We start from the raw sequence: 17980 nt of genomic DNA, 5'->3' as shown, positions 1-17980 counted from the left end.
GCGTACACCCCGGCGCATTCTTCTGTCTGAGGCGAGACCTGCGGCATGACCTTGTTCGATTCCCCCGATTTCGAGGGACATGAAGGCGTCCACGCCTTCTTCGACGAAAAAACCGGTCTGAAGTCTATCATCGCCATCCATTCCACCGCTCGGGGCCCCGCCGCCGGCGGCTGCCGGATGTGGGACTACACCAGCAGCCAGGCCGCCCTGACTGACGCCCTGCGCCTGTCGCGCGGCATGTCGTACAAGAACGCCATGGCCGACCTCGACTTCGGCGGCGGCAAGGCCGTGATCCTCGGCGACAGCCGCAGCCAGAAGACGCCGGCCCTGTTCGAGGCCTTCGGCCGCGCGGTCGACAGCCTGAACGGCCGGTACTGGACCGCCGAGGATGTCGGGGTCTCGCCGTCCGATCTTGAAAGCACCCGCAAGACCACCCGCTATGTCGCTGGCCTCGAAGGCCATGCGGCCGCCTCGGGCGATCCGTCGCCGGTCACCGCCGAGGGCGTGTTCCGCGGCGTGCGGCTGTGCGTCGAGAAGGCTTTGCAGCGCGACCTGACGGGCGTGCGCGTCGCGATCCAGGGCGTCGGCCATGTCGGCGCCTATCTGGCCGAAAAGCTGCACGCGGCCGGCGCGGTGCTGATCATCGCCGACGTCAACCAGACGGCCCTGCAAGAGGTGGCCGCCAAGACCGGCGCGACCATCGTGTCGACCGAAGCCATCTTCGATGTCGAGGCCGACGTCTTCGCCCCTTGCGCCCTGGGCGGCGCGATCTCGGCCGCGACCCTGCCGCGCCTGAAGGTCAAGGTGATCGCCGGCGGCGCCAACAACCAGCTGGCCGACGCCATGATCGGCCAGACGGTGTTTGATCGCGGCATCCTCTACGCCCCTGACTATGTCATCAACGGCGGCGGCATCATCAATGTGGCCGCAGAGATCCGCGCCCTCGAGGCCAATGGGTCGTTCGACGGCCAGTGGGTGGCGACCAAGCTGGACCGCCTGGCCCAGACCCTGGGCGAGGTCATCGACCAGTCGATCGCCGAAAAGCGTCCCGCCAACCTGGTGGCCGACGAGATCGCCCGGGCCCGCATCGCAGCGGCGCGGGCCTAGAGCATTTTCCGTCCTGACTGCGTCAGTCCGGAGCTCTAGATCTTTGTTTTGGCGCATTTTCTTCACGCGAACCGGGATCCACTTCGCTCGAAAACGCTCTAGCCTTTTCGCCGCGTCGCGCGTTCCATGTTGGAAATCATGGAGCCTGCCATGTCCAACACCCATCTCGACGACTTGAAACAACAGATGGAAGCCGCCGTCGCCGCTCAGGATTTCGAGACGGCGGGCAAGTTGCGCGACCAGATCGAGGACCTGCGGCGGGGTAACCTTGTACGCGGTGTCGAGGACGCGCCCCAGGCCTCGTACTTCCAGCGACAGGTTCCGGGAAGGATGGGCCTGGGCACGGACCAGCAGGTCTATGCGCCGCCCGAGGGCTGGGTCCCGCCGAAAAAGCCCGATCCGATGACCGCCGGCCACTCGCGCGGCGCACGTCGCCGCAAGACCTAGCGCTTGGGCTTGATCGACAGGGTCACGCCATAGACCATGTCGCGGTCGGAATAGGCCTGGGCCTGCAGCTTGCGACGGGTGGCGCTGAGCGACAGTTGCTTGCCGCCCTTGCGCCAGCCCACGCCGAGCTGATGGGTGCCAAAGCGCGTCAAACGGTCCTGCGACCAGCCGGAGCCGCGCCATCCTTCGACAGAACTGCGGATCATGTTCCAGCTCAGGGCCTGGCCCGAACTGGCGGCGAACAGCACCCAACGGCCCCGGCGCGGATCCTGGGCCACGCCGCTCATCTTGCCCATCAGGGCCGAGGCGTTGACGGACAGGCGCTGGGACGTCGAAGGCGCGTCGAGCGAGCCGAAGGGCTGGATGTCGATATCCTCGACCTTGACCACCGGAATGCGGCGTGTCGAAGCGCGGACAAGGCCCAAGGCTGACGGCTGCGTTTCGGCGACGGTCACGGCGGTCGGCGCAGAGCGCTTGCGGGGCTCTGCGAGAGTCTGGATCGCGGGCGGGGTCTTGGCACCGGCGCCGGCTTCGATCGCGGGCTGGGTGTGGGCGACCAGCAAGGGCTTGGGAGCGGGGACAGAAGCTGGGCCGCCGGCCAGGGGCGCGACCGCTCCGGCCAGATCGACGGGCGAGGGGGCAAGGGTTGAGGCAGGCGCGGCGGGCGCGGCGCGCGGCGCATCGCCATAGCGGGCGGTGGCGATCGGAGCGTCCGGATCGATGGCGGCGGCGTCGCCGCCGGCCAGGGTCAGGGTTGCGTCATAGGGCGCCGGCGCATGGGTCGACAGGGCCGTGGCGGTCGTGGCGACAACCCCCAGCCCGGCCGCAACCAGCGCGCCCCTTATGATCACCCCAGCCCGCATCGATCCGAACGTTCCCTCGCGCTCGCGTCCCCCAGCGTGCCGTTAACGGTATGCTGAACAGTGTGACGCCTGTACAGGCCCTACACACCGACGAAATGTGAAATTAGGTTCGCGCCCGCTTTTCTGGCGCCCCAGGGGGCGTTTTGCCGGGCGGCCGGGGCTTGTCGTCGGCGGGCCCGTCGCCATCACCGCCGTCCTCACCAGGCTTGCGGCGCGCTTCGAAGAAGAAGTTGGCGCGCTCGGACAGCCATGCGGCGACCCGGTCGGAGAACATGCCCGCCAGGACACCCACGCCCGCAAAGGTCATGACATTGGCGTCGCCCTCCAGCGAGGAGGCGTCGCCCAGCAGCACCGCACCACTGCCCAGGATGATGTAGACGCAGACCGCGACCATGCCGCCCAGCCCGATGCGCGCCTCGAAACCCTCGCCCTTGGTCAGGCCCAGCTGGTTCTCGGGATAGACGATCAGGATCTGGGCGATCAGCAAGGCCCCGAAGGCGCCCGACATGAAGGCCAGCAGGATCTGCAGGGTGGCCGGCGGAAAGCCCTCGAACAGCCCGCCCGCCGCCATCCAGGAGCCGCGCAGAAGATCGAAGTCGCCGAACTTTCGGCCCACCTGCAGGGCCCACTGACCCTGCTTGTCAGCCTCGTCGAGGGCTTCCTTGGAGCGGTCGACACTGTTCCTGGCCTCGTAGAAGGCGGTATCGGCGCGCGAGGCGTTCTCCATCACCTGCTTGAAGTTGGGTGAGCGCGCGACCAGCGAGTCCCATATCTTCTGGTCGCGGGGCCTGAGCTCGCAGCTCTGAACCGTCTCCCAGTCCTGGAGCTTGCTGGCGTTGGGGTTGAACTCGCACAGGGCCTGGGCCCTCAGGCGGTCGCGAAAGCTGAAAAAGGCGTCGGACTCGCTCGAGATCGCCGGCTCAAGGCCGATCCTCAGGGACCGGGCCTTCTCCATCGCCTTGCGTTCGGCGTCGTGCTCGCGCCAGGCCTGGTCGCGGGCCTTTTTCAGCTCGGCGGATTTCTTGTAGGCCAGATAGGCTTGGCTATAGGTGACGGGCTTGCCGTCTTCGTTGGCCACATCCTTCAGCCCGGCCGAGATCGACTGCTGGGCCGAGGCCGTCATCAGGGTGGCGAGGAACGCATAGACGACGAGGATCGACAGCAGGACGCGCGCCAGGCCGATCGCGAAAACGACCCGTGGATCTCTGGTCTCGCCCATGCTTGCGCGCCCCCAAGCGAATTTCATCCCAGGGTAGTAAGCGCGACGGCAGGCGGATTGTCAAAACGTCGAAGAACGCCGTTCGCCGTCAGTGGCCCGGTCTGGGCTCGAATGTCCGTCGTTCCTTGAGCTTCAAGGCTTCCTCATCTGGCTTGCGGCCATGCTGGGCCTTGGGCTCGGACTTGGGCACGCTGTAACTGGTCATGGGGTCTTGGTGCTGGAACCCATTGGTCATGGCTTTCACTCCCGATCGACCGCTCATTTTATCACGCGGGCTCGAAAACGGTGTCGACCAAGGCGACATCCACGGAGACGTGAAGTCGAGCCTCGCCGGGGTCGCCCAGAATGGCCCCCGAGACGGGCAGGGCCTGGGCCGGGGTGCGGGTGGTGGCCACGCGGATAAGGTCTGGCGACTCGGCCAGGCCATTGGTGGGGTCGAACTCCACCCAGCCGAGGTCGGGCAGGAACAGCTCGCACCAGGCATGGGTCGCGCCCGCGCCGCGCACGGCCGAGGCGCTGGGCGAATAGAGGTAGCCGGTGGCGAACAGCGCCGCATAGCCCAGCCGGCGCATGCCCTCGACCATCAGCCAGGCCAGGTCTCGGCAGGCGCCCTTGCCGCTGGCCAGGGTCTCCAGCGGGCTCTGCACGCCCTGCTCGTAGCGGGTGGTGTAGTCGAACTGCTGATGGATGACTGAATTGACCCGCAGCAGGAAATCCAGCGCCGGCTCGTCCAGGCGTCCGCGCAGGCCGCGCAGCCACTTGAGAAGTATGGCGTCGGGATCGTCGGTGACCGGCGCCATGAACGGGGCCAAGGTGGCGCGGTCTTCGCGGTCATAGACGATCGGCGTCAGGGTATGGGGATTGTCGATCCGCAGCGGCGACAGCGGGGCGGGGAAACGATCGATAATCAGTTCGCTGATGATGCTCAGCGAGGTCGACTCGCCGCGCGGGTTGAACAGGCACACGCAGTTGCCGTTGGCGTCATAGGTCCAGCGGGTGGGGCCGGGCGGGGTGACATAGAGCGAGGCCTCGACGATGCGCAGGGCATGACTGTCGCGCGGGCGGATCAGCAGCCTGTGCGTGCCGAAACGGACCGGGCGATCATAGTCATAACGCGTCTCGTGCAGGATTCTGAGTCTCGCCATTGCCGAGCCTAACCCCGGCCGGGTCGCTTCGTTCCGTCAGGCGGCGCCGATTGGCGGCGCGCGCTTGGACGCCTAGGCGTCCGGGATCAGATGGGCCAGTTCGTTGGGAATGCAGACGAAGTCGTCCGACAGAGCGTACAGCTTGTAGTCCTTGGCGGTGATCTGGTCGGCCAGGCTCTGGCTGTCGGACTTCAGGTGCTCGACCAGCATCAGCGGCCGCCAGGCGTCGATCAGCTTCTCCGCGCCACGCAGCACCTGCGGCTCCATGCCCTCCACGTCGACCTTCAGGATATCGACCCGGGGAAAGTTGAAGCTGTCGAGCGTGCGCATCTCGACGAATTCCTGCTTGTTGGGATCGCTGCCGCGCTCCTGCGACAGCCGCTCACGCTGCTGGGCGCCGAATTCGACGCTGCCGAAGTTCATTTCGCGATTGTAGTCGAACTGCGGGATCTCGATCGCACCGGCCTCTTCGCCCACCGCGATGTGGTGGCAGAAGATGTTGCTGTAGCCGTTCAGGGCCACCGAGCCGGCGATCATGTTGAACAGGATCCGCTGGGCCTCGAAGCAGTGATAGACGCCGCGCCCTTCCAGAAGGCTTGCCAGGCCCAGCGAGAACAGCCCGAAATTGGCGCCCACATCCACGACGAAGGGCTCGGGGCCTTTCAGCACCGATAGCTTGGCGATCATGTCGGTGCTGTCGTGGCCGTGCGCGCGGCCGGTCTTCAGCAGATGGTTGGTCTGGTTGATGTCGTGGCGGCTGACGATCACCGGCCCGTAGATGGTCGGCATTATCAATCCGTAGGGGACACGATCTAGCAGCATGCGCCCTCCAGGCGGATCGACTCGCGAGGCGATGGTGGGCGTGAAGCGTGGCGATGACTAGTGCGCCAAAACGCGCAAGCTCTAGGCGGCGAAACCCGCCTCGGCGAAGGCCAGCATCCGCGCCAGCAGGGCCTCCACGTCGCCCTCGCTGGTGGCGCCTTCCGACAGCACGTTCAGGCGATCGAACTCGGCGAAGCGGTTGTTGTGCAGCATGCCCAGGGTGAAGTGCAGGCGCCAGTAGACGTCTTCCGGCGACAGGGTAGGGCGGGCCGCCAGCAGGGCGTCGGAGAAGCGGCGCAGATGCGAGACGTCGGTCTTCAGGATCTGGCGGATCTGGTCGGTGCCCTCGCTGCGGGCGCGGATCAGGAACTGCAGCGAGATGCGGCGCTCGTGGTCGGGGGCCAGCCAGCGCAGGGGCGGGGTCAGCAGGGCGGCCAGCACCTCGCGCACGGGCGGCTTGCCAGCGTTGCGGTCATTGGCCTCGTGCAGCATGCGGGCGCGTTCGCGGTTCAGTTCCGTCGTGCGGCGGCGAAAAATCTCGAACAGCAGGGCGTCCTTGGAGCCGAAATGGTAGTTCACCGAGGCCAGGTTGACGCCAGCGGCTGCGGTGATGTCGCGCACCGACACGTTCTGGAAGCCATGCAGCGCAAACAGCCGCTCGGCGGCGACGAACACCAGATTCTTGGTCGCGGCTTCGGTCTCGGCGGCCTCGGCCACCCCTTCAGTCAGAAGCGGCGAGACGGCGGCGTCGGTGGTCGGACTCACTACAATTCCCCTTTACCCGTGGGGAAGTCTTACGGGCGTTTGAATTTGGCGCAAGCGTCAAGATCGGCCGAAGGCTGATGAAGTACTGGCGGGACTGCTTGTTTGGCGCAGCGATGCGCGGCGGACTTCGCGTTCTGGGAGGGACCCGGAGTTCGGGGACAAACTGCGCGCCATCCCCGGATGGGCACGAGGATCAAAGCTCCAGGTCGTCCCCCTGAAGAGGGAGCATCACGAGCCGCCCCATACAGTCCCCGTCATCCCAGGACGTGTTTCCGGGACCCATCGTTCCGTTGCACCGTAAGGGGTCTATGATCCACGGACCGTGCGGCCGACCCATGGGTCTTGGGAACACGTCCCGGGATGACGGGCGTTGTTGTGCGTCACGCTCTTGCGCAGGCGCCACGGGCGCCCAGACAATCGACGCAGCCCCCTTAAAACTTGCCGTATTCTGTACTCACCTCGTCGCGAGGAAAGGGCGCAAGGCCAGCGACCATTGCGGCGGCGGGGGGTGATCGAGCGGGACTGGGGTCGAGGGGGATACTCGACCGGTCCGGGGATCCTGGCGTTGCAGGACCCGCCCGCCGTCGGCGTGGATGGGGATCAAGGCGAGTGTTGGTCAGAATTGGCCCCACGCCCCCCGACCTTCGGGACTTCGGGAAACCGAAGCTTCCGGGTTCCGGTAAGGCCCCAACTGGGCCACCCGCTGGGACGCTGACGGATAACGATGACGCGGAGCGCTCGGCTTCGTCGAAACGGTTACTTCTATTCAACTCCGGACGCGGTCCGGACGCTCCGCGACCCTTTTCATCAACTCGGCGGTTCCCGCGCGAGATCGCCGACACTTGCCCCCTCCTGACCGCTTCGCGGTCGTCCTCCCCCGGAGGGGGAAGATGAGGTCGGCGCGTTTCATCTTCCCCCTCCGGGGGAAGACGGCTGCGCAGCAGCCCGTAGGGGGCAAGTGACGGAGAGCCTACCCCCGCACCAGCTCCCGCATCGCCTTGTCCAGGCCCTCGATCGTCAGGGGGAACATCCGGTCGTTCATCAGGGTCTTCATCACCCCGATCGACTGGGTGTAGTCCCAGTGCCGCTCTGGCGTCGGGTTGAGCCAGACGCAGCTCTGATAGATGTCGGCCACGCGCTCCATCCAGATCGCGCCGGGCTCTTCGTTCCAGTGTTCGACACTGCCGCCCGGATAGGTGATTTCGTAAGGGCTCATCGTCGCGTCGCCGATGAAGATCACCTTGTAATCGCTGGGGAACTTGTGGAGCACATCCCAGGTCGGGATCTTTTCCACCTGCCGGCGGCGATTGTCCTTCCACACGGCCTCGTAGAGGCAGTTGTGGAAATAGTAGAATTCCAGGTTCTTGAACTCGGTCTTGGCGGCGCTGAAAAGCTCCTCGCAGAGCTTGATGTGGCCGTCCATCGAACCGCCGATGTCGAAGAACAGCAGCACCTTGATCTTGTTGCGCCGCTCGGGGCGCAGCTGGATGTCCAGATAGCCCTTTTCCGCCGTGCCGCGGATGGTGCCGTTCAGGTCCAGCTCCTCGGCGGCGCCTTCGCGGGCGAACTTGCGCAGGCGGCGCAGGGCCACCTTGATGTTGCGGGTGCCCAGTTCGACGCTGTCGTCGAGGTTCTTGTATTCGCGCTTGTCCCAGACCTTCACGGCCTTGCCGTGGCGGCTCTTGTCCTGGCCGATGCGGACGCCTTCGGGATTGTAGCCGTTGTTGCCGAACGGACTGGTGCCGCCCGAACCGATCATCTTGTTGCCGCCCTCGTGGCGCTTTTTCTGTTCCTTGAGGCGCTCCTGCAGCATCTCCATCAGCTTCTCGAAGCCGCCCATGGCCTCGATCGCCGCCTTTTCCTCGTCGGTCAGGAATTTCTCGGTCAGGGCCTTGAGCCACTCTTCGGGGATGTCGGCGGCGAGGCCGTCACTGACGCTCTCCAGGCCCTTGAAGACGTGGCTGAACACCCGGTCGAACTTGTCGAGGTTCTTCTCGTCCTTCACCAGGCTGGCGCGGGACAGGAAATAGAAGTCCTCGACCGAACGGTCGATGACGTCCTTGTCCAGGGCCTCCATGAGCATCAGGTACTCGCGCAAGGACACCGGCACCTTGGCCTGGCGGAGCTCGGAGAAGAAGCGAAGGAACATCGGCGCGGGCTTTCGAACAGATGTTCGGAGTGTGGAGGGTTCTTAAACGGGACGCAACGCCCGAACCGCTCAACCCCGTCGCAGAATGAACTCCAGATCCCGCACTTCGCCGACCGGGAAGAAATACTCGCCGACCTTGGCGAACCCCAGCCGCTCATAGAGCCGCTGCGCGCCGAAATTCTCGGACCACACGCCGATCCACAGGGGGCGGGGGCCATCCTTCTCCAGCCACTCCAGCGCCGCGTTCATCAGCATGGAGCCCTTGCCGCCGCCCTGGTGGTCTTTCAGCACATAGATGCGCTTCAGCTCGCCATCGCCCGGTTGCACGTCGTCATGCGGCAGGTCGCAGGGACCGGCCAGGGCGTAGCCGATCGCCTCGCCGTCATCCTCCAGCAGCCAGGTGGCCTTGTCGGGATGCGCCAGATCGCTCCGGGTGCGCTCCAGCCCGTAGGCATAGGCGATGAAGGTCTCCAGATCCGCCGGCGGGTACAGATAGTCGAAGGTCTGGATGAAGGTGCGGGCGCCCAGGCTGGAGACCGTGTCGGCGTCTTCAAGCGTGGCGCGGCGAAGGGAAAGGCTCATGTCGTGCTTGATAGCCGCGATGGACCGGTTTCGTCCAATGGCTGTCCGCGCTACCGTCGGGCCATGAGCATCGCCCTGTTCACCCATTCCGACATGCTGGACCACCGGCCAGGCGACGGCCATGCCGAGCGGCCCGAACGGCTGCAGGCGGTGATCGACGCCCTGGGCGATGACGCCACGCTGGATCTGGAAACGCTCGAGGCGCCGCTGGTCGATATCGCCGACCTGGCCCTGGTGCATCCGCAGGCCTTCATCGACGCCGTGCTGGCTTCGGCCCCCAGCGCCGGCCGCCACGCTCTGGATCCCGACACCATCCTGACCCCCGGCAGCCTGGTCGCGGCGCGGCGAGCGGCCGGGGCGGCGGTGTCGGCGGTGCGCCAGATCGCGGCCGGGGAGGGGATGCGGGCCTTCTGCGCGGTGCGGCCGCCGGGCCATCACGCCGAGCCGGGCGCGGCCATGGGCTTCTGCGTGTTCTCCAACGTGGCCGTCGCGGCGCGGGTGGCCCAGGCTTCGGGCCTTCGCCGGGTGGCTATCGTCGATTTCGACGTCCACCACGGCAATGGCACCCAGGCCGCGTTCGAGAACGACCCCACCGTCTTCTTCGCCTCGATCCACCAGTCGCCGCTGTATCCCGGCACCGGCGATCCGTCCGAGACCGGCCTGGGCAACATCGCCAACGCCATCGTGGCGCCGGGCGCGGCCCGGGAAACCTGGAGGGCGGGGTTCGAGGGGCTGATGGACAAGGTCGACGCCTTCTCGCCGGATCTGATTCTGGTGTCCGCCGGCTTCGACGCCCATGTCCGCGATCCGCTATCGGCCCAGAACCTGGAAGCCGAGGATTTCGCCTGGGCGACCCGGGCGATCGTCTCGGTCGCCAACGCCCGGTCGCGGGGCCGTATTGTTTCCTCGCTCGAGGGCGGCTACGACCTACAGGCGCTGGGGCGCTCAGCCGCCGCGCATGTCCGCGCTCTGCAGGAGGGATGAAGGGATCGACGGGCAGCCGTCGCTCTCTCGGGAACATGGCCGACGCAAGCAACGCCGACCACATCCTCGCGGAGGAAAGACCGGTGCGTCCGGGCCTCATCACCCTGGCCCGACACGGCGAGCCGGCCCTGTCACGCAAGGTGCGCTTCAACTGTGCCGCCTATGGCGAATGGTGGGCGCGCTATGAAGTGGGCGGACTGAAGCCCGGCCAGACGCCGCCGGCCTCCCTGGTCGAGACCGGCCGGCAGGCCAGCCTGGTCATCGCCTCGACCCGCCGCCGCTCGATCGAGACCGCTCAGGCCGTCTGCGAAGGTCGCGCCTTCTCCACCGATCCGCTGTTTGTCGAGGCGCCGCTGCCGCCGCCGCCCTGGCCGTCATGGATCAAGATGAAGCCCAGTCACCTGGGATTCTTCGCCCGCTTCTGGTGGTGGTTCTTCAATCACCACGGCGGGCAGGAGACCCGGGCCCAGGCCGAGATCCGCTCTGACCAGGCCGCCGACCTGCTGATCGATCTGGCCGCCGGTGGACGGGACGTGCTGGTTCTGGCTCACGGCTTCTTCAACTGGATGATCGCCCGGTCTCTGAGAAAGAAGGGCGCGCGCCTGCTGCTCGACGAAGGCCACGCCTATTGGAGCGTCAAGCGCTTCACCCTGGCCTGAAGACCACGCTCCCGAGATGGGAGGGCGCATTCCGACTTCCCTTAACGACGGCCGCATTCTAGGTCGTTGCCCGTATCTTCCCGCCCCACTAGGGTGCGGCCGTTCTCCTCGGAGTTGAAATGACCGACGCCTCGAACGCCACGGATGGAGATCTCGCCGGACTGAGCTTCGAGCAGGCCCTGGCCGAGCTGGAAAAGATTGTGTCCGAGCTGGAGTCCGGCCAGGCGCCGCTGGAGCGGTCGATCGACATCTATGAGCGCGGCGCGGCCCTAAAGGCCCACTGCGAAAAGAAGCTCGAGGCCGCCCGCCTCAAGGTCGAAAAGATTGTTCTGGGCCAGGGCGGCGCGGTCAGCGCAGAGCCGGCGGACTTCGCCTGATGGCTTCAGCGCCGATCACCTATGACGACTTCGAGAAGGTCGATATCCGCATCGGCACCGTGACCCGGGCCGAGCCGTTTCCCGAAGCGCGCAAGCCCGCCTACAAGCTGACCATCGATTTTGGCCCGATGATCGGGATCAAGCGCTCGTCGGCCCAGGTCACCAAGCACTACGCCCTGGACGATCTGGTCGGGCGCCGGATTGCGGCGGTGGTCAATTTTCCGCCACGTCAGATCGGTCCGGTGATGTCCGAGGTTCTGTGTCTGGGCTTTCCCGACGCTGAGGGTGATGTGGTGCTGGTCAGCGTGGATCGCGCCGCGCCAGACGGGGGGAAGCTGTTTTGATCGATCTGGAACGTCGCATCGTCCAGGCGGCCGACATCGTCACCGTGGCGCTCGACGAGCTGCTGCCCCGGGCCGACGGCCCCGAGAGCCGGCTGACCGAGGCCATGCGCTATGCGGCCCTGGGGCCCGGCAAGCGGCTGCGGCCGTTCTTCGCCCTCGAAACGGGCAAGATGTTCGACCTGCCCGAGCGCCCGGTGCTGCGCGCCGCCTGCGCCCTGGAATGCATCCACGCCTACAGCCTGGTGCATGACGACCTGCCGGCCATGGACAATGACGACGTGCGTCGCGGCCGTCCGACCGTGCACATCCAGTACGACGAGGCGACAGCGATCCTGGCGGGCGACGCCCTGCAGACCGCCGCCTTCGAGATCATGGCCCACCCCGACACCCACGATGACGGCCATATCCGCGCCGAGCTGGTGCGCAAGCTGGCCATCGCTTCGGGCGCCAAGGGCATGGCGGGCGGTCAGATGATCGACATTCTGGGCGTTCGCGACGACCTGGGTGCCGTGGCCCGCATGCAGCGTCTTAAAACCGGCGCCCTGATCGCCTTTGCCTTCGAAATTCCGCTGATCATCGCCCGGGCAAAAGATTCCGAGCGCGCCGCCCTGATGGGCTTCGCCCAGGACCTGGGTCTGGCCTACCAGATCGTCGACGACATTCTGGACGCAGAGGGCGACGAAGCCGTGCTGGGCAAGGCCGCGGGCGGCAAGGACGCCGCCATGGGCAAGACCAACTATGTTACCCTCCTGGGCCTGGGCGCGGCCAAGGAACGGGCGACGCTTCTGGCCGCTCAAACCAAGTCTCACCTCGATATTTTCGGCGAACGCGCCAATCATCTGCGTCGCAGCGTTGATTTCGTGCTGGACCGGCGCAACTGACCGCGCTTTCTTCGGACATGACCACCGTGACTCCTCTTCTCGACAAGATCGCCTCGCCCGCCGATACGCGCGGTTTTTCCGTGGCTGAACTGAAGCAACTGGCCAGCGAGGTGCGCGCCGAAACCATCGACGCGGTGTCGGTGACCGGCGGGCATCTAGGCGCTGGCCTGGGGGTGGTCGAACTGACCGTCGCCCTTCACCACGTCTTCGAGACGCCCAAGGACATCCTGATCTGGGACGTCGGCCACCAGGCCTATCCGCACAAGATCCTCACGGGGCGCCGCGACCGTATCAAGACCCTGCGTCAGGGCGGCGGTCTGTCGGGCTTCACCAAGCGGGCCGAAAGCGAATACGACCCGTTCGGCGCGGCCCATGCGGCCACCTCGATCTCGGCGGCGCTGGGTTTCTGCGCGGCGCGGGACCAGAAGGGCGAGACCAACAAGGTCGTGGCCGTGATCGGCGACGGCTCGATGAGCGCCGGCATGGCCTATGAGGCGATGAACGCGGCGACCGACACCACCAAGCAACTGACCGTCATCCTCAACGACAACGACATGTCGATCGCCCCGCCGGTGGGCGGGATGAGCGCCTATCTGGCCAATCTGGTTTCGGGCGGCGCCTACCGGAAGGTTCGCAAGCTCGGCAAGACCGTGGTCGAGAAGCTGCCGACCCCGATGCGCGAAGCGGCCCGCAAGGCCGAGGAATACGCCCGCGGCATGGTCACCGGCGGCACCTTCTTCGAGGAGCTGGGCTTTCACTATGTCGGCCCGATCGACGGCCACGACATGGACGCCCTGGTCAGCGTGCTGAAGAACGCCCGCGAGTTCGAGGACAAGCCTGTGCTGGTCCACGTGGTCACCCAGAAGGGCAAGGGCTATGCCCCGGCCGAAGGGGCTGACGACAAGCTTCACGCCGTGGTCAAGTTCGACGTGGTCACCGGCCAGCAGCACAAGGCCGCCGCCGGTCCGCCCAGCTACACCAAGGTGTTCGCCCAGGAACTGGTCAAGCAGGCGCAGCACGACTCCAAGATCGTCGCCATCACCGCCGCCATGCCCTCGGGCACGGGTCTGGACATCTTCCAGAAGGCGTTCCCGGAACGCACCTTTGACGTCGGCATCGCCGAGCAGCATGCGGTGACCTTCGCCGCCGGCCTCGCCGCTGACGGCATGAAGCCTTTCGCGGCGATCTATTCGACCTTCCTGCAGCGGGGCTATGATCAGGTCGTCCACGACGTGGCCATCCAGCGCCTGCCCGTGCGCTTCGCCATGGACCGCGCCGGCCTGGTCGGCGCCGACGGCCCCACCCACGCCGGCACCTTTGACGTCGGCTTCATGGGCGCTTTGCCCGGCATGATCCTGATGGCCGCCGCCGACGAGCTGGAACTGGCCCGCATGGTCGCCACCGCCGTCGAGATCGACGACCGACCCAGCGCGTTCCGTTATCCGCGCGGCGAGGGCCTTGGCCTCGACATGCCGATCGGCCGCGCCGATCCGCTGGAGATCGGCAAGGGGCGCGTCGTCCGCGAGGGGACCAGCGTCGCCATCGTCTCGTTCGGCACCCGTCTGGGCGAAAGCCTGAAGGCCGCCGACCTGCTGGCCGCGCGGGGCCTGTCGGCCACCGTCTGCGACGCCCGCTTCGCCAAGCCGCTGGACATCGACCTGCTGTTGCGGCTGGCCCGTGAGCATGAGGCCATCATCACAGTCGAAGAAGGCGCCATGGGCGGTTTCGGCGCCTTCGTGCTGCAGGCCCTGGCCGAGCACGGCGCGCTGGATCGCGGCCTGAAGATCCGCACCCTGGTGTTGCCGGATATCTTCCAGGATCAGGACAAGCCTGATGTCATGTACGCCCAGGCGGGTCTCGACGCCGAGGGCATCATGCGCGGCGCCTTGTCGGCGCTGGGGATCGACAACATCTCGGCGGCGGGCCGCCGGGCCTGATCAGGCCGCGGCGCACGACCTGAAGAACGCTTTCACCTGTCCCTCGTCTTCACGCCTGGCGTGTAGATTGTGCCGGTCGCCATTCGTCAGGATGGTCAGGTCGCCGGTGTGCTGAAAGCCGGCCAGGGCAGGGGCGCTCATCCGGCCGCTCGCTTCCAGCAGGCCGGTCTCGACCAGAGCGCTGCCGGCCTTCTCGGCGGTGAATCGGCTTTCGATGCGGGCGGACGCCAAGACGATCTCGCGGCCCTTGAGGCCCACGGCTGAAATCTGGACGCTGTCGGCCCCCGGCGAACAGCTGAGCATCAGGATCACATCGTCTGTGAAAGGCCGGCCATAGGCCAGGCGCGGGGCCTCGCCGGCGTCGCTGAGGAACGCCCAGCGATAGCCGCTGTCGGCGACCGTCTCGTGGGCGCAACCCGCCAGGCCGGCGGCCATAAGTCCCAGAACGGCAAGTGCGGCGAGCGGACGTCCCATGGCGGTTCTCCTGCCTGGAACAACGCGGCCGCAGCGCTGGAGTTTCGCTGGGTCCAGAAACACATCAGGCGCGGACACCCTGGGGGGCCGCGCCTGAAGGTCTTTGGGGGGACGGGCCGGTTCTTGCGCGAACCGCCCGTCGCCGGATCAGAAGGGCGAGAAGCGTTCGACCAGGGCCTGGCCGGCCGGGGTCTTCTGGACGCGGCTGATGTCGCCACGGCCGCCGTAGCTGATGCGGGCTTCGGCGATCTGGGTGTGCTTGATGGTGTTGGCCGAGGAAATGTCTTCCGGACGGACGATGCCGGCGACCGTCAGTTGGCGCAGTTCGGCATTGGTGCGCACTTCCTGCGTGCCCTGGATGATCATGTTGCCGTTGGGCATGACCTGGCTGACCACGGCGGCGATCGTCAGGCTGATCTTCTCCGACCGGCTGACGCTGCCGCCGCCTGCGTTGGTGAAGGTGGAGTTGGTGCCGATGGCGTTGGCCGGATCGAAGCCGCCCGGCAGGATCTTGCCGAGGCTGGATTCCAGACCCAGGAAGTTGCTGACGCCGGCCTGGGTGGTGGAGGCGCGGTTGCTGGCCGAGTTGTTCTTGGTGCTGGCGCTGTCGTCGATATCGATCTGGACGGTCAGGATGTCGCCGATCTTGCTGGCGCGCTGGTCGTTGAAGAAGGCGCGCGCGCCGACCCGCCACAGCGAGTTGGCGGACGCCGCCTGGGGCGTCTGGTCGCGCGAGGCGACGAATTGCTGGGTCATCGGCGCCAGCTGGGCGGGATAGCCGACGGGGGCCAGTTCAGGGCCCTTCACGGCTTCAGTGACGGTCGAGCAGGCGGCGAGCGGGGCGAGCAGGGCGAGGGCGGCGATCAGGGCGGGGCGCATGCGAATGACCTCTAGCGAGCGGCGTAACGGACTGACGATCGGTTTTGCAAGGACTGCGCCTGCGGACCGACCATCGCGGAACCAGGACCGGTCGCGACCGCCTGGATGATCTTCTTGGACAGTGAGTTCTGGACGGAGACCAGGTCGCCGGCGGCGGCGGCCGACATGGCTTTTCCTTGCAGGGCAAGGGAAACGCCGCCGTTTTCGTAGGTCACAGTGATGATGTCGCCGTTCTTGATCACCTGGGCGGCGGACACATCGCGCAGCGAGGCTGCGGCGCCTTCACGCAGGGGGCGCTTGGCGCTCATGCCGATCAGCGCGTCGGCGTCCTGGGGCGCATCGCTGGGCGAGGCGGCCATCTTTACCCAGATCAGGTCCTGGGGCTGCACGATCTCGCCAGCCGTAAGGCTGCGGGCATAGGCAAGAACTTCCACATTGCCCTTGGCGCGAACCACGCCGCCGCTTGCGCCGCCGCCATCGGCGCCCTGGCGGACGATAATCCGGCGCAGGCCTTGCGAATTGCTCCAGTCCAGGCCGGCGCGGCGAGCGGCCGATTGCACCTGACCGGCGTCGAGAACGGTGGTGGCGCCGATGCGGGTGGCGACCAGGATGTCCGAGGTCGACCCCGCTCCGTCGAACAGGTCGCCCAGGGTGACGCGGCCGTCGGCGTCGGTGGTGTCCATCTTCAGCGAAACGGTCTGTCCGGCGAGCGCGGGACCGGCGAGAGCCAGGGCGCAGACGGTGATCAGGAGGCGCTTCATGAGCTTAGGACCTCAGCTGCGAGGTGGCCTGGAGCATCTGGTCGGCCGTGGTGATGACCTTGGAGTTCATCTCGTAAGCGCGCTGGGCGACGATCAGGGCGGTGATTTCGCTGACCGCGTCGACGTTCGAGGACTCCGTGTAGTTCTGCAGCAGGGTGCCGAAGCCGGGCTGGCCGGGAGCGGCGATGTTGGCCGGACCCGAACCGCCGGTTTCCATGAACAGGTTGTCGCCGATGGCTTCCAGGCCGCCTTCGTTCATGAAGTTGGCCAACTCGAGCTGGCCGATGGTCTGGGGCGCGGTCTGGCCCTGCAGGGTCACCTGGACCAGGCCGGTCTTGCCGATGGTGATGGCGGTGGCGTTCTGCGGCACGGTCAGACCGGGCTGAACCGCATAGCCGTCGTCGGTGACGATCTGGCCCTGGTCATTGGTCGAGAAGTTGCCGGCGCGGGTATAGGCCGTCTCGCCCGAAGGCATCAGGATCTGCAGATAGCCCTTGCCCTGGATGGCCACGTCCAACTCGTTGTTGGTCATGGTGGGGGTGCCCTGCTCGGTGATCCGGTAGACCGAGCCGGCCTTCACGCCGCCACCGATCTGGACGCCGGTGGGCACGACATTGCCGTCGCTGGACGACTGGGCGCCGGCCCGTTCGATGGTCTGGTAGAGCAGGTCCTGGAACTCGGCCCGCTGACGCTTGAAGCCAACCGTATTCATGTTGGCGATGTTGTTCGAGATGACCTCGACGTTCAGCTGTTGGGCCGACATGCCGGTCGCGGCGGTGCGCAGAGCTTGCATCGTCTAGTTTCCCTTAATTGGCTTTGCCGAGGCGCTCGACGGCGGAGCGTGTCAGTTCGGCGGCGTTGTCCATCATCTTGGCCATGCTCTCGTAGGCGCGCTGCACCTCGATCAGCTTGGTGATCTGGACGACGGACTGGACGTTGGAGGATTCCAGCATGCCCTGGTGCACGACGGCGTTGGGCGCCTGCTGGAGGGTGGCGTTGGCGGTGTTGCGATAGAGGTTGTCGCCGTCCTTGCTGAGCGATGACAGGTCGTCGGCGCGAACCACGGCGATCTTGCCGACGCTCAGCTGGCCCTGGCTGACGATGCCGTCCTTGCCGATGGTGACGGGCCCTTGCTTGGGGTCGATGAGGATCTCAGTGCCGCCCTCGTCCAGCACGGGATTGCCGGTCTGGGTGACCAGCTTGCCTTCGGGGTTGGTCGTGAAGCGGCCGTCGCGGGTGTAGCGCTCGCCGCCGGCCGTCTGGACCTTGAAGAAGCCCTGGCCCTCGATGGCCACATCAAAGTCGCCGCCGGTCTTGGTCATGGCGCCTTGGGTGAAATCACGCGCCACGCCGTCGTCGAGCACGAACTTGACGGGATTGGTCCCGCCCAGGGTCCGGGCCGGCTTGGCGGCTTCCGTCCGGACCATCAGGTCCTCGGTCTTGAAGCCCGTCGTGTTGGCGTTGGCGATGTTGTTCGCGACGATGTCCAGCTCGCGGCGGAGCGTCATCTGGCGCGAAAGGCCGATATACAGCGCGTTGTCCATGACGAGTTAACTCGGGCGGCTGGCGCGACAAATGCGCCGCA

The 17980-nt window shown here is 66.5% G+C and carries 21 protein-coding genes and 1 pseudogene; 8 read left to right on the top strand and 14 right to left on the bottom strand.

Annotation, left to right across the window (positions count from 1 at the left end; translation table 11 throughout):
• Nucleotides 1-45: 45 nt before the first annotated feature.
• Together ACW17Z_RS04605 and ACW17Z_RS04600 are read left to right on the top strand one after the other, a co-directional pair.
• Nucleotides 46-1107: a Leu/Phe/Val dehydrogenase gene (locus ACW17Z_RS04605; protein ID WP_492057741.1), complete on the top strand. Its 1062-nt coding sequence runs from the start codon at nt 46-48 to the stop codon at nt 1105-1107.
• A gap of 150 nt (nt 1108-1257) precedes the next feature.
• Nucleotides 1258-1554: a UvrB/UvrC motif-containing protein gene (locus ACW17Z_RS04600; protein ID WP_492057740.1), complete on the top strand. Its 297-nt coding sequence runs from the start codon at nt 1258-1260 to the stop codon at nt 1552-1554.
• On the opposite strand, the gene ACW17Z_RS04595 is transcribed toward ACW17Z_RS04600, so the two are convergent.
• From ACW17Z_RS04595 to ACW17Z_RS04555, 9 genes and pseudogenes are all read right to left on the bottom strand, one after another.
• Nucleotides 1551-2417 carry a hypothetical protein gene (locus ACW17Z_RS04595; RefSeq protein ID WP_492057739.1) on the bottom strand — a complete coding sequence of 289 codons (867 nt, stop codon included), beginning with the start codon at nt 2415-2417 and terminating at the stop codon, nt 1551-1553. The genes ACW17Z_RS04600 and ACW17Z_RS04595 overlap by 4 nt on opposite strands.
• A 103-nt stretch (nt 2418-2520) precedes the next feature.
• Nucleotides 2521-3636, bottom strand: a complete 1116-nt coding sequence (locus ACW17Z_RS04590) for a hypothetical protein (RefSeq protein WP_492057738.1) — start codon at nt 3634-3636, stop codon at nt 2521-2523.
• A gap of 88 nt (nt 3637-3724) precedes the next feature.
• Complete coding sequence (locus ACW17Z_RS04585; protein ID WP_492057737.1) at nt 3725-3871, bottom strand: hypothetical protein; 147 nt, start codon at nt 3869-3871, stop codon at nt 3725-3727.
• A 31-nt stretch (nt 3872-3902) separates the two neighbouring features.
• A complete protein-coding gene (locus tag ACW17Z_RS04580) occupies nt 3903-4781 on the bottom strand; it encodes a transglutaminase family protein (RefSeq protein ID WP_492057736.1) in 879 nt (292 codons plus the stop codon).
• Nucleotides 4782-4853: 72 nt separating this feature from the next.
• Entirely contained in the window at nt 4854-5570 is a 717-nt protein-coding gene (locus ACW17Z_RS04575) for an FkbM family methyltransferase (protein WP_492057735.1), read from the bottom strand.
• A 114-nt stretch (nt 5571-5684) separates the two neighbouring features.
• Nucleotides 5685-6368: a TetR/AcrR family transcriptional regulator gene (locus ACW17Z_RS04570; protein WP_419317598.1), complete on the bottom strand. Its 684-nt coding sequence runs from the start codon at nt 6366-6368 to the stop codon at nt 5685-5687.
• A gap of 456 nt (nt 6369-6824) precedes the next feature.
• Nucleotides 6825-6928: pseudogene (locus tag ACW17Z_RS04565) on the bottom strand (hypothetical protein); the annotation flags it as partial.
• A 410-nt stretch (nt 6929-7338) separates the two neighbouring features.
• Nucleotides 7339-8517: a vWA domain-containing protein gene (locus ACW17Z_RS04560; RefSeq protein WP_492057734.1), complete on the bottom strand. Its 1179-nt coding sequence runs from the start codon at nt 8515-8517 to the stop codon at nt 7339-7341.
• A 69-nt stretch (nt 8518-8586) separates the two neighbouring features.
• Nucleotides 8587-9099: a GNAT family N-acetyltransferase gene (locus ACW17Z_RS04555; protein ID WP_492057733.1), complete on the bottom strand. Its 513-nt coding sequence runs from the start codon at nt 9097-9099 to the stop codon at nt 8587-8589.
• A 63-nt stretch (nt 9100-9162) separates the two neighbouring features.
• Here ACW17Z_RS04555 and ACW17Z_RS04550 point away from each other — a divergent pair, with 63 nt between their 5' ends.
• The 6 genes from ACW17Z_RS04550 (at nt 9163) to dxs (ending at nt 14281) form a co-directional block, all read left to right on the top strand.
• Nucleotides 9163-10083 carry a histone deacetylase family protein gene (locus ACW17Z_RS04550; protein WP_492058484.1) on the top strand — a complete coding sequence of 307 codons (921 nt, stop codon included), beginning with the start codon at nt 9163-9165 and terminating at the stop codon, nt 10081-10083.
• A 35-nt stretch (nt 10084-10118) separates the two neighbouring features.
• Complete coding sequence (locus tag ACW17Z_RS04545; RefSeq protein WP_492057732.1) at nt 10119-10742, top strand: histidine phosphatase family protein; 624 nt, start codon at nt 10119-10121, stop codon at nt 10740-10742.
• Between the two features lie 119 nt (nt 10743-10861).
• Nucleotides 10862-11119 (top strand): exodeoxyribonuclease VII small subunit, encoded by a 258-nt coding sequence (locus tag ACW17Z_RS04540; RefSeq protein ID WP_419317594.1) that lies wholly within the window; start codon nt 10862-10864, stop codon nt 11117-11119.
• Nucleotides 11119-11463, top strand: a complete 345-nt coding sequence (locus ACW17Z_RS04535) for a tRNA-binding protein (RefSeq protein ID WP_492057731.1) — start codon at nt 11119-11121, stop codon at nt 11461-11463. Before ACW17Z_RS04540 ends, ACW17Z_RS04535 begins: the two co-directional genes overlap by 1 nt.
• Nucleotides 11460-12344, top strand: a complete 885-nt coding sequence (locus ACW17Z_RS04530) for a polyprenyl synthetase family protein (RefSeq protein WP_492057730.1) — start codon at nt 11460-11462, stop codon at nt 12342-12344. Before ACW17Z_RS04535 ends, ACW17Z_RS04530 begins: the two co-directional genes overlap by 4 nt.
• 17 nt (nt 12345-12361) lie before the next feature.
• Complete coding sequence (gene dxs / locus ACW17Z_RS04525) at nt 12362-14281, top strand: 1-deoxy-D-xylulose-5-phosphate synthase (RefSeq protein ID WP_492057729.1); 1920 nt, start codon at nt 12362-12364, stop codon at nt 14279-14281.
• Here dxs and ACW17Z_RS04520 read toward each other — a convergent pair whose 3' ends face one another.
• The 5 genes from ACW17Z_RS04520 to flgF all read right to left on the bottom strand — a co-directional run bounded on the left by ACW17Z_RS04520 (nt 14282) and on the right by flgF (nt 17939).
• Entirely contained in the window at nt 14282-14755 is a 474-nt protein-coding gene (locus ACW17Z_RS04520) for a hypothetical protein (protein ID WP_492057728.1), read from the bottom strand.
• A 147-nt stretch (nt 14756-14902) separates the two neighbouring features.
• Nucleotides 14903-15634 carry a flagellar basal body L-ring protein FlgH gene (flgH, locus tag ACW17Z_RS04515; protein ID WP_492057727.1) on the bottom strand — a complete coding sequence of 244 codons (732 nt, stop codon included), beginning with the start codon at nt 15632-15634 and terminating at the stop codon, nt 14903-14905.
• Between the two features lie 11 nt (nt 15635-15645).
• Nucleotides 15646-16395, bottom strand: a complete 750-nt coding sequence (flgA, locus tag ACW17Z_RS04510) for a flagellar basal body P-ring formation chaperone FlgA (RefSeq protein ID WP_492057726.1) — start codon at nt 16393-16395, stop codon at nt 15646-15648.
• A 4-nt stretch (nt 16396-16399) separates the two neighbouring features.
• Nucleotides 16400-17188 carry a flagellar basal-body rod protein FlgG gene (gene flgG, locus ACW17Z_RS04505; RefSeq protein WP_419317587.1) on the bottom strand — a complete coding sequence of 263 codons (789 nt, stop codon included), beginning with the start codon at nt 17186-17188 and terminating at the stop codon, nt 16400-16402.
• 13 nt (nt 17189-17201) lie between these two features.
• Entirely contained in the window at nt 17202-17939 is a 738-nt protein-coding gene (gene flgF / locus ACW17Z_RS04500; protein ID WP_492057725.1) for a flagellar basal-body rod protein FlgF, read from the bottom strand.
• Between the last annotated feature and the right edge of the window lie 41 nt (nt 17940-17980).

It is taken from the genome of Caulobacter sp. GSs2, from assembly GCF_058680895.1.
This window is presented reverse-complemented; position numbering and strand designations above follow the sequence as displayed.